Below are 10,587 nucleotides of genomic sequence, written 5' to 3' on the forward strand. Positions count from 1 at the left end.
CCTTCGCCGAACGTTACCTCTCCACCGACCTCTTCCACGGACTGTGAGAAATGGCTTGACGCGAGCGGCGGCACGCCCTCCTTTGAAGGGCATGAACACGACCCTGCCCGCCCTGCGCTGGTATTACCGCCCGCTTTCATAGCGCGCGGCAGGATCGTTCATTCCGAAACATGCCGCCGCGAGGCGGCATGTTCATTTCAGGAACCCCCCCTCGCGGCAGCGGGACTGCCTCTTGAGGGACCTGATGTTTGACCTGCCCGATGCCGCCGCCCTGCCCTGCCTCCGCCCCGCCCGTCCCAGGCCCAGCCTGGGCCTGATCGGGCACGGCGCCTTCGGGGCCTTCATCCACCCGCACCTGGCGCGCTTCTTCGATGTCGTGGTGCATGACCCGGCCGATTCGACCTCCGCCAGCCTTGCCGCCGTCGCAGGGCGGGAGATCGTCGTGCTGGCCGTACCGCTGGCACAGATGCGCGAGGTCGCCACCGCCATTGCGCCGCATCTGCGGCGGGGGGCGCTGGTGGTGGATGTCTGTTCCCTGAAGGTGGCGCCGCTGGCCATCCTGGCGGAGACCCTGCCGGAGCACGCTGAGATCCTCGGGACCCATCCGCTTTTCGGGCCGCAGAGCGGCAAGGCGGGAATCGCCGGCCTGCGCATCGCGCTCTGTCCTCTCCGCGGCCGGCGGGCGCGGCTGGCGGCGCGGCTGCTCCGCCGCGGCTTCGGGCTGGAAGTGGTGCAGAGCACGGCGGAGGAGCACGACCGCCAGATGGCCTATGTGCAGGGGCTGACGCATATCGTCTCCCGCATCGTGCTGGCCATGGATGTGCCGCCGCTGGAACTGCGCACCACCACCTTCGAGCACCTGACCCGCATGGTGGATACCGTGCGCCATGACTCGGAGGCGCTGTTCCGCACCATCGCCCGCGACAACCCTTACGCCGCCGAGGTGCGGGAACGCTTCGCACGGGCAACCGCCGAGGTAATGGAGCGGCTGGGGGCGCCTTGAGCGCCGCCGCCAACTTCCGCCCTGCGGCCCATGCGCCGCAGGAGGCGGCCTGCCCTCACAAGCGGCAATGCCCGCGGCCCGGGGGCTGATCAGCCCGACAGCGCTGAGGTGAGTCTCTGATTTTAAGGAAGGAGTACCGGGTGGTGGGGCCACCGGGGAGAGATGGTCGGAATGGCGGGATTCGAACCCACGACCCCTTGTCCCCCAGACAAGTGCGCTACCAGGCTGCGCTACATTCCGATGGCCGGGGCATAGCACCGGGCCAGCGCCGCCTCAAGCCCCCCTTGTGAAGGAATAGCAGCGTCTCAGCCGGGAGAATGGACCCGCACCAGCGCATGCAGTTCGGCGGACAGCGCTTCCAGCTCCGCCACGACTTCCCGTAGGGCGTGGTGGCCTGTCTCCAGCGGCGGCGCCTCAGCCATCATGGATTCGGCTTCGGCCTCACGCTCGGCCGGCTCGGCCGAGTCCAGCCCACCCTCGCGCAGCAGGCGCTGCACGCCCTTGATGGTATAGCCCTGGGTATAAAGCAGGTCGCCGATGCGCCGCAGCAGCGCGATATCCTCAGGCCGGTAGTAGCGGCGGCCGCCGCCGCGCTTCAGCGGCTTCAGCTGCGGAAACTTGGTTTCCCAGAAGCGCAGCACGTGCTGCGGGATATTCAGGTCCTCCGCCACCTCGCTGATGGTGCGGAAAGCGGTCGGCGCCTTGCGCAGGCGGCCCGCGGATTCGGCCGCCGGCTCACCCTCTTCGCCTGGCAGGGGTAGGTCGTCACTCATCGGTTGTCGGCACCGTCTCGCCGTTCAGCCGGGCTTTCAGTACCTGGCTGGGGCGGAAGGACAGCACACGCCGGGGCATGATGGGCACCTCGACGCCGGTTTTCGGGTTCCGGCCGACGCGCAGGCCCTTCTGGCGCACCGTGAAGGTGCCGAAGGCCGAGATCTTCACGGCGCGGCCACTTTCCAGCGCCGCCGAGACGCGCTCCAGCACGTCCTCCAGCAGTTCCGCGCTTTCATTGCGGGAGAGGCCGACCTGGGCGTAGATCGCCTCGGCAAGCTGCGCGCGCGTGATGGTATTCATGACCGGTCGCGGCCCATGCCAGAAATCCCTCGCAACCCACTCTACTGCAAAAGAAAACCGGCTAGGCCGTCTGGCGTCAACCGCGCCAAGCCTCCGCCTGGCTTCCTGGCGCAGAGAGTCGGCCAGCGTGACAGATTCGCCACAGCGTGGCGCAGCCGTCACGCTCCAGGAAAACCCGACTCAGGCGCGACGTTGCAACACGGCTGTGAAGAAACCATCCGTGCCGTGGCGATGCGGCGAGAGCTGCATCCAAGGGCCTTCCACCTCCGGCGCCGGGGCATCGGTGGCCTCAGCCCAGGCGGTGGCGAAGGGCACAAGCTCGAATTCCGGATGGCGGGAAAGGAAGCCCTCCACCTGAGCCGCATTCTCCTCCGGCAGCATGGAGCAGGTGGCGTAGACCAGCCGCCCGCCCTTCGCGACCAGGGAGGCGGTGGTGTCCAGGATGTCGTGCTGCTTGGCCGAAAGCTCCGCCACGTCGCGCGGGGTGGTGCGCAGGCGGGCATCGGGGTTGCGGCGCCAGGTGCCGGTGCCGGTGCAGGGCGCATCCACCAGCACGCGGTCGAACTGCCCGGCGCGGCGCTTCACCCAGCGATCCCCCGGGGTCAGCAGGTGGCGTTCGGCATTGTCCACGCCAGCGCGGCGCAGGCGCTTCACCGCGCCCTCCAGCCGGGGGGCGGAAACATCGCAGGCCACGATGCGACCCTTGTTGGCCATGGTCGCCGCCACCGCCAGCGTCTTGCCGGCGGCACCGGCGCAGTAATCGGCCACGCGCATGCCGGGACGGGCACCGGTCAGCAGGGCGATGAGCTGGCTCCCCTCGTCCTGGATCTCCACCAAGCCATCCGCGAAGGCCTTGCTGGCCAGCACGGGGCGGCGATCCGGGATTCGCAGGCCCCAGGGGGAATAAGGAGTCGGCTCGGTCTCGATGCCCTCGGCCGCGAGCGCGGCGGCGGCCTGCTCCCGCGTGGTGCGCAACAGGTTCGCGCGCAGGTCCAGCGGTGCCGCGACATCCATGGCCTCGGCTTCGGCCGGCAAGGAATCGCCGAAGCGGCCACGGAAGGAATCCAGCGCCCAGTCCGGCAGGTTCAGCCGGATATGCTCCGGCATCTCGGGCGAGACGAGCGGCTGGCCGGCAAGGCCGCCGATCCGCTGCCGCTCGGCCGCGGCCAGGGGTGGCGGGGCGAATTGCTGGCCGGAGAAGAAGCCGTCCACCTGCTCCAGCGTCATGCCCTCCACCAGCAGCAGATGGGCCAGCACCAGGAAGCGCGCCTGGTCCGGCAGCCTGACCCGCGACAGCCACCATGCCAGGCGCAGCCGCTGGCGCAGCACGCCCCAGGCGCGCTCGGACACCGCGCGGCGGTCGCCGCCACCGATGTAGCGGCGGGCACGGAAGAAGTCGTTGGCCGTGGCATCGGCCGGGCGGCGCGGCGTGGCATCCACCGCCGCCACCAGGTCGATGGCGGCGGCGATGCGGGCGGAGGGGGTCAAGTGAGGCTCAGCCTTCCTGGCGGTAGTTCGGCGCTTCGCGCGTGATGGCCACGTCATGCACGTGGGACTCACGCAGGCCGGCGCCGGTGATGCGGCGGAAGGTGCAGTTCTTCTGCATGTCCGCGATGGTGGCGTTGCCGGTATAGCCCATGGCCGACTTCAGGCCGCCCACCATCTGGTGGATGACATTGCCGACCGGGCCCTTGTAGCCGACGCGGCCCTCGATGCCCTCGGGCACCAGCTTGAGCTGGTCCTGCACCTCGGCCTGGAAGTAGCGGTCGGCCGAGCCCCGCGCCATGGCGCCGATCGAGCCCATGCCGCGATAGGCCTTGTAGGAACGGCCCTGGTAGAGGAACACCTCGCCCGGCGCCTCATCGGTGCCGGCGAACATGCTGCCCATCATGGCGCAGTCGGCGCCGCCCGCGATGGCCTTGGCCAGGTCGCCGGAGGAACGGATGCCGCCATCGGCGATGGCCGGGATGCCCTTCTCATGCGCGGCGACGGAGCATTCCATCACGGCGGTGAGCTGCGGCACGCCCACGCCGGCCACGATGCGGGTGGTGCAGATGGAGCCCGGGCCGATGCCGATCTTCACCGCATCCGCGCCGGCATCGGCCAGCGCGCGCACGGCTTCCGGCGTCGCCACGTTGCCGGCGATGACCTGCACGGTGTTGGACATGCGCTTCACGCGCTCCACCACCTTCATCACGCCGGCGGAGTGGCCATGGGCGGTATCGACCACGATCACGTCCACCTCGGCCTCCACCAGCAGCTCGGCCCGGCGGATGCCGTCCTCGCCCGTGCCGGTGGCGGCGGCGGCGCGCAGCCGCCCCATGCTGTCCTTGGCGGCGTTGGGGTTGGCCTGAGCCTTGTCCATGTCCTTGACGGTGATCAGGCCGATGCAGCGGTACTGGTCGTCCACCACCAGCAGCTTCTCGATGCGGTGCTTGTGCAGCAGCCCGCGCGCCTGGTCCGGCCGCACATCGGCGGTGACGGTGATCAGGTTCTCCCGCGTCATCAGTTCATAGACGCGGGTATTCGGGTCCGTCGCGAAGCGCACATCGCGATAGGTCAGGATGCCGACCAGCCGGTTGCTGCCGGATTCGACCACCGGGATGCCGCTGATGTGGTGGGCGGCCATCACCGCCTGCGCCTCGGCCAGGGTCTGGTCGGGGTGGATGGTGACGGGGTTCACCACCATGCCGCTCTCGAACTTCTTCACCTGCCGCACCTGGGCGGCCTGCTGCTCGGGCGTCAGGTTCTTGTGAATGACCGCGATGCCGCCGGCCTGGGCCATGGCGATGGCCATGTTGCCCTCGGACACCGTGTCCATGGCGGCCGCGACGAGCGGGATGTTGAGCGAGATTTCCCGCGTCAGCCGCGTGCGGACATCGGCCTGGGCCGGCAGCACGGTGGAATAGGCCGGAACGAGCAACACGTCGTCAAAGGCATAGGCCTCGGCGATCAGGTGGCGCTGCGGCGCGGTTTCGATGGGGAGAGAGTCGGGTGCCATGGCGGAGACCTTTCGCAGAACCGGCGCGCGTTCCGCTGCCTTGGCGGTGCGTCCTACCCTGGATGGTCCCGCCGGGGCAAGCGTCACAACCGTGACACGCATGCGGGGCTCACCTGCATCAGGCGCGCCCCGCGTGGGTCACGGGCGCCTCAGCGCTGCCCGCCCTCGCCCCGGAAGCCCTGGGCCACCACATACATCTCGGCGCTGCCCTTGCGGCTGGCCGGCGGCTTGGCGTGCTTCACGCTGGCGAAGTCGCGCTTCATGCGGTTCAGCAGGTCGCGTTCCGTGCCACCCTGGAAGGCCTTGGCCACAAAGGCGCCGCCGGGCACCAGCACCTTGCCGGCGAAGTCCAGCGCCAGCTCGATCAGGCCCAGGATACGCAGGTGGTCGGTCGCATTATGCCCAGTGGTATTGGGCGCCATGTCGGAGAGCACCAGCTCGGCCGGGCCATCCAGCGCTTCCAGCACCGCCTGTTCCACCGCCTCGTCCTGGAAGTCGCCCTGCAGCAGGGTGGCGCCGGCGATCTCGTCCATCGGCAGCAGGTCCAGGCCCACCACCTTGCCGGTATTCCCGACCCGCTGCACCGCCACCTGCGTCCAGCCGCCCGGGGCGGCGCCAAGGTCCACCACCCGCTGGCCCGGCTTGAAGATGTGGTACTTCTCGTCCAGCTCCAGGATCTTGAAGGCGGCGCGGGAGCGCCAGCCGGCGGCCTTGGCGGCGCGGACATAGGGGTCGTTCAACTGCCGCTCCAGCCACTTCTGGCTGGCGGTGGTGCGGCCCTTGGCGGTGCGCAGGCGGGTGGAAAGCCCACGCCCGGCCTCGATCGGCGGCTTCACTTGAAAAATCCTTCAGGAAAAAGGCTGGTCGGCGTGGCGGGCGGTGAAGGGCTGGCGGCGGGGGCGGGAACTCTCCTCCCGCATCATACGCTGCAACATGCCTTCCCGCAGCCCGCGGTCCGCCACCGTGACGCAGGAGGAGGGCCAGACGCGCCGGATGGCGGCATAGATGGCGCAGCCGGGCAGCACGAAATCCGCCCGTTCCGGCCCCACGCAGGGATGCGTCCGCAGCCCTTCCCGCCCCAGGGCGAAGAGGTCACGCAGCGCCTGGTCGGCATCCTCGCAATCCAGGATGCGGCCGTCGATCAGCGGGCGGGAATAGCGTGGCAGGGCCAGGGCCACGCCCGCCAGTGTGGTGACGGTGCCGCTGGTGCCCATCAGGCGGACTCCGCCGGAGCGCATCTCCTGCCCGATGCAATGGACGGAATCGAAGCGGCGCAGCGCCTCGGCCACCTCGTCCACCACACTCTCGAAGCCCTGGCGGGTGAAGCAGCAGAGGCCGGCACGCTCCGCCAGCGTCACCACGCCCAGCGGCAGGGAAATATAGCCGATGAGGGAAGCCGTGCCGCCTTCCCGCCGTATCCAGGCGATCTCGGTGCTTCCCCCGCCGATATCGAAGAGCAGCGCCCGCCGGTCCCCCGGCCGCAGCAGCGGCGTGCAGGATTCCATGGCCAGCTCCGCTTCCTCCCGCGCCGGGATGATGCGGAGCGGCAGGCCGGTCGCCTCCCGCGCCCTGGCCACGAAGGCGGCACCATTGGCCGCCTGGCGGCAGGCCTCGGTGGCCACGGCCAGCACGCGGCGCAGCGGGCGGCGCAGCAGCTTCTGCGCGCAGGCCTGCAAGGCCGCGATCGCACGCTCCATCGCATCCTCGGAAAGCTGCCCGGTGGCCGCGAGCCCCTCCCCCAGCCGTACGACGCGGCTGTAGCTATCCACCACCTTCAACCCGCCCGCCGCCGTGGGCGCGCCGACCAGCAGACGGCAATTGTTGGTGCCGAGGTCAATGGCCGCGAAGGCACCGCCGGACTGGCCGGCAGCGGAGGAGCTGGAGCGTGGCGCCGAGGCGGCGCGAAGAAAAACAGGGTCTGACATGGCGTTCTGGTCCGGCGCACCTTCAGCTCAGGCCAGGATGGACATCATCCTGGGTGGCCGAGGACACGCCGGCGGGTTTAATGATCCGGCCTGCGGGACGGCTGGGCAAGCGATTTCGCATGCCGTGCATAAATGGTGCTCCGGACCGCTTGCATCCACCCCATGGCGATGCTATCTGCCCGCCGCGCCGCTGATGAACAGTCCGCAGGCGCCCGTTGGGGAATAGTTTAACGGTAGAACTCCCGACTCTGACTCGGGCAGTCTTGGTTCGAATCCAGGTTCCCCAGCCACTTCACCCGTAAATGCCTGATTTAATTCGCTGCCGCTCAGTCGGTGGGGACATTGTCCCCCAGACTGTCCCTTCCATTGTCCTACTAGGCAGGGCCATGACGGACGGCATGAGGCTACGGGGCCGCATCTATTGGATACGGCGCAAGACACCCCTTTCTCAACTAGGAATTGTAGGCAGACGCGAGATAAACGTTTCGCTGAGGACTACCTGTCCTCGTGAGGCGTGCAGACGGGCGCGCCATGTGCATATCGCCGTGGATAGGATTTTCGCCTTGGCTGCTGATGGAACAAAGGTGGTGTCACTGCGGGAGCGCCGCGTCCAGGAAGCAATAAGGGCCTTAGCCCAGGAACCTGTCTGGGATGGCGAGCAGTACGCTCTACTTGCAGAGGACATACAGGCCGGCAACGACAGCGAATTCGACGCCATCATGTCTATGCTTGGCAGTGAGAAGGAACCGGCACTGACGCCTCTGGAGTACCGACGCCTCAAGCACCAGCTTGAGCGGCTACTCCTGCATATGTGTGTGCGGAAAACCCAGAACTCTCTGGACCAAGCGGTGAGCCTCGCCGAGGCATTCTCTAGCGCTCACAAAAGAGTCATTTCAGCCCAGAAAGCCGAGGATAGCCCGCTCTTCTCCACCCATTTTGAGCGCTTCCTTGCCTATAAGAAAGGCGAGAGCAGCGATGCGGATGGGTACACTGCCCAGACTGAGAGTCAAACCAGGGTCACTGGCCGACTATTCCGAGAACTGATGGGCGACCTGCATGTGGGCTCCATAAGTCGTCGGACAGCCTCCGAGTTCCGCCAACTCCTGCTCCGTGTTCCAAGTAATCTGGGCAAGAGCCCGAAAGACCCCCCCGCCCCGACCGCCATCGAGAGGGCCGACAAGGAGGAGGCGTCAGGGCAGCCAGCGGTCAAGCGGCTGAGCATGACGACCGTCAAGAGGCACTTCTCGTCGATGCAGCAGTACTGGAAGTGGCTGCTGACACATGACTATGTAGCGGCCAACCCATTCGAGAGGTGGGAGTTCCCTAGGAAATCGGCGGCGCGCAGAGCCCGCGCGGACTGGCCTGATGACGACTTGGTGCGCCTGTTCCGAAGCCCCCTCTTCCGTGTAAAGCCCCTGGATTCAACTTTCCGCTGGGTGCCCGCAATTGCGCTTCTTTCAGGGATGCGCGTCGAAGAGATTTGCCGCCTGCGACCGCAGGACGTCTCCTTTATGGATATGGCATTCAATATTCGCGAGCACGAGGACGGCTGGTCCCCCAAGACGGAAGCCGGCTCAAGGCTCGTACCCATCCATAAAGCTTTGATTGAGTTGGGTTTCGCTAACCTTGTCGCTCGTCGTATCTCAGAATCTGCGGACCGCCTGTTCCCGGGCCTCAAGTCTGGAGGGCCCGACGGCAAGCTGGGCTATGACCCGAGCCGACAGTTCAGCCGCCTCAAAATCGGCATGGGTTTCCCGAAGAACCAAGTATTTCATTCGTTTCGCGCAACAGTAAGGACCAAAGTGCGCAATGCCACTCCTCCTTTGCCGGCAGAATTCATCGATGCGACGATTGGACATGAGCCAGGAGCGGACGCCTCGACAGGAGAGCGAGTCTACCAGAAGCGATACGACTTGAGGAATCTTCGTATGGTCATTGATGCGCTGGAGTATCCACCCGCTGTGATGGCAACTCTGCGCCTCGCAGTAACTGGAACAGAAGTGACTTCAGGCGAAATCACCTCCATAAAGGAGGGCGCTCTGGCCACCGTCGATGAGAGCGCCATTGAGGAGGAGGTCGACTTGGATGAGGTTGGAGTCACCGAGTTCGAACCTGGTGGGTGACAGGTAGTTTTCATCCCCTAAATGCCAGACAGACAGACAGGCCGATTTTGACCACAAGTAACGTTTTCACCTGTCAGATATATGTCAAGCATATCTCGAGCGACAACTCGATGACTGCTCCTGCAAATAGATTGAGGGGGGGGTCCAGTAGGACCCCTAGGCAGAATGAACAGACTGACCCGAGCAGATGTTCAGTACCATGTTGAGCGTCTACTGAAACTAGAGCCATTTCGGACCGAGAAAAAGCTCAGAGCGTATAGGGCCAAAACGGGGGTGGTCTTTTATGTGAAGCAATCCATTGAAGCCTTTCCGCTCATAGTCGAGCCTAGATGGTTTGAAGAACTGACGGCGGGCACTATCGAGGGCGTGACGTCTAGAGGCGAGGCAAACTTTAGTTCGGGATATCGGGAATTCCCTCGCGCTATGTCGCCGAAGGGGTTCCTGCAGTTCCACGGCTGTGATGTAGCCATTCAAGATGACGTAGCGCTCCGTAATCTTCTGAGGTTTATCGGCGCTCTTCGACCGGGGGAGCCTTCCCCCGCTGACCCGATGGCCGACATTAAGGCCGCCGAAACTGACCTAGCCAGCTTGCCAGCCACAGAACGAGAAGCACTTGTACAAGCCCGGTTAGGACAAGGTAGGTTCCGGAGCGACCTGATTGGGAGATGGGGCGGCCAATGCGCTGTCACAGGCATCGCCATCGCTCCGCTCCTTCGGGCATCACACATCAAGCCGTGGAGGTACAGCACCAACCGCGAGCGCCTTGACCCGGAGAACGGCCTGCTACTTCTCGCCAACCTGGATGCCGCCTTCGATGCCGGCCTCATATCATTCAGCAACGAAGGTAAGATGCTCCTCTCCAGAGCCCTGGGCGCGCCACCTGCGGCATTGCTCGGCATGGCAGTTGGAGCAGGCTTACGGCACCAACCTTCCGTCCAGCAACAAGCCTACCTCGAGTTGCATCGAGAGGCTGCAGGGTTCCAGTAGACATTAGAGGCTTCGGTGAAAAGCCGCACAAGACGAGAAGTGGACCGCCAGCCAAAGGCAACAGACTGGCCCGACGTACCGGCAGCGCGTCGGCGCACGATGCGGGCTATCAAAGGGAAGAACACGAAGCCTGAGCTACTACTCAGGTCCATGCTCCACAAGGCTGGCTACCGATTTCGCCTGCATCGGAAGGACTTACCAGGCCGGCCAGACATAACGTTTCCTTCGCGACACAGGGTTATAGAAGTGCGCGGCTGCTGGTGGCATCGGCATGCCGATTGCCGCCACTGCACAACGCCCAGAACGCGCCAGGAGTACTGGCTCCCGAAGTTCGCAAGGAATCAAGCGCGGGATGCAGCCAATGAGGCCGCCCTTCGTGCCCTAGGCTGGGATGTTCTTGTCGTTTGGGAATGCGAATTAGCGGACGCCGAGAGGCTCCTGAACCGAGTCGTACGCTTCCTTCATCTAGGCGAG

At 65.8% G+C, this 10,587-nt stretch carries 10 protein-coding genes and 2 tRNA genes; 5 read left to right on the forward strand and 7 right to left on the reverse strand.

Annotated elements, in window-relative coordinates; genetic code table 11:
• Window positions 1–244 precede the first annotated feature (244 nt).
• Window positions 245–1,003, forward strand: coding sequence for a prephenate dehydrogenase/arogenate dehydrogenase family protein (locus IBL25_RS21425; protein ID WP_187780534.1), 759 nt, complete (start codon window positions 245–247; stop codon window positions 1,001–1,003).
• Window positions 1,004–1,166: 163 nt separating this feature from the next.
• Here IBL25_RS21425 and IBL25_RS21430 read toward each other — a convergent pair.
• From IBL25_RS21430 to IBL25_RS21460, 7 genes are all read right to left on the reverse strand, one after another.
• Window positions 1,167–1,243 (reverse strand) — tRNA-Pro (locus IBL25_RS21430).
• Window positions 1,244–1,308: 65 nt separating this feature from the next.
• Entirely contained in the window at window positions 1,309–1,776 is a 468-nt protein-coding gene (locus IBL25_RS21435) for a MerR family transcriptional regulator (protein WP_187780535.1), read from the reverse strand.
• Entirely contained in the window at window positions 1,769–2,077 is a 309-nt protein-coding gene (locus IBL25_RS21440; RefSeq protein ID WP_120639073.1) for an integration host factor subunit alpha, read from the reverse strand. The genes IBL25_RS21435 and IBL25_RS21440 overlap by 8 nt, the downstream gene beginning before the upstream one ends.
• Before the next feature lie 180 nt (window positions 2,078–2,257).
• Entirely contained in the window at window positions 2,258–3,565 is a 1,308-nt protein-coding gene (locus tag IBL25_RS21445; protein WP_187780536.1) for an RsmB/NOP family class I SAM-dependent RNA methyltransferase, read from the reverse strand.
• A 7-nt stretch (window positions 3,566–3,572) separates the two neighbouring features.
• Entirely contained in the window at window positions 3,573–5,078 is a 1,506-nt protein-coding gene (gene guaB / locus IBL25_RS21450) for an IMP dehydrogenase (RefSeq protein WP_187780541.1), read from the reverse strand.
• 149 nt (window positions 5,079–5,227) lie between these two features.
• Entirely contained in the window at window positions 5,228–5,923 is a 696-nt protein-coding gene (locus IBL25_RS21455) for an RlmE family RNA methyltransferase (RefSeq protein ID WP_456315878.1), read from the reverse strand.
• Between the two features lie 3 nt (window positions 5,924–5,926).
• Window positions 5,927–7,003 (reverse strand): Ppx/GppA phosphatase family protein, encoded by a 1,077-nt coding sequence (locus tag IBL25_RS21460; RefSeq protein WP_187780538.1) that lies wholly within the window; start codon window positions 7,001–7,003, stop codon window positions 5,927–5,929.
• A 216-nt stretch (window positions 7,004–7,219) separates the two neighbouring features.
• Here IBL25_RS21460 and IBL25_RS21465 point away from each other — a divergent pair.
• The 4 genes from IBL25_RS21465 to IBL25_RS21480 form a co-directional block, all read left to right on the forward strand.
• A tRNA-Gln gene (locus IBL25_RS21465) sits at window positions 7,220–7,293 on the forward strand.
• A 96-nt stretch (window positions 7,294–7,389) separates the two neighbouring features.
• On the forward strand, window positions 7,390–9,126 hold the full coding sequence (locus IBL25_RS21470) for a site-specific integrase (protein ID WP_194433793.1): 1,737 nt from the start codon (window positions 7,390–7,392) through the stop codon (window positions 9,124–9,126).
• 165 nt (window positions 9,127–9,291) lie between these two features.
• Window positions 9,292–10,113 (forward strand): HNH endonuclease, encoded by an 822-nt coding sequence (locus tag IBL25_RS21475; protein WP_187780540.1) that lies wholly within the window; start codon window positions 9,292–9,294, stop codon window positions 10,111–10,113.
• 39 nt (window positions 10,114–10,152) lie between these two features.
• On the forward strand, window positions 10,153–10,587 hold a 435-nt coding region (locus IBL25_RS21480; RefSeq protein WP_367615660.1), incomplete at its 3' end, for a very short patch repair endonuclease.

The organism is Pseudoroseomonas ludipueritiae (genome assembly GCF_014490445.1).
Taxonomy (GTDB): Bacteria; Pseudomonadota; Alphaproteobacteria; order Acetobacterales; family Acetobacteraceae; genus Pseudoroseomonas; species Pseudoroseomonas ludipueritiae.

Excerpts from the sequence above, each read along its gene's own strand:
- IBL25_RS21425 (WP_187780534.1), top strand. The coding sequence starts at position 245 with ATGTTTGACCTGCCCGATGCCGCCGCCCTGCCCTGCCTCCGCCCCGCC.
- IBL25_RS21435 (WP_187780535.1), bottom strand. The coding sequence starts at position 1,776 with ATGAGTGACGACCTACCCCTGCCAGGCGAAGAGGGTGAGCCGGCGGCC.
- IBL25_RS21440 (WP_120639073.1), bottom strand. The coding sequence starts at position 2,077 with ATGAATACCATCACGCGCGCGCAGCTTGCCGAGGCGATCTACGCCCAG.
- guaB (WP_187780541.1), bottom strand. The coding sequence starts at position 5,078 with ATGGCACCCGACTCTCTCCCCATCGAAACCGCGCCGCAGCGCCACCTG.
- IBL25_RS21460 (WP_187780538.1), bottom strand. The coding sequence starts at position 7,003 with ATGTCAGACCCTGTTTTTCTTCGCGCCGCCTCGGCGCCACGCTCCAGC.
- IBL25_RS21470 (WP_194433793.1), top strand. The coding sequence starts at position 7,390 with ATGACGGACGGCATGAGGCTACGGGGCCGCATCTATTGGATACGGCGC.
- IBL25_RS21475 (WP_187780540.1), top strand. The coding sequence starts at position 9,292 with ATGAACAGACTGACCCGAGCAGATGTTCAGTACCATGTTGAGCGTCTA.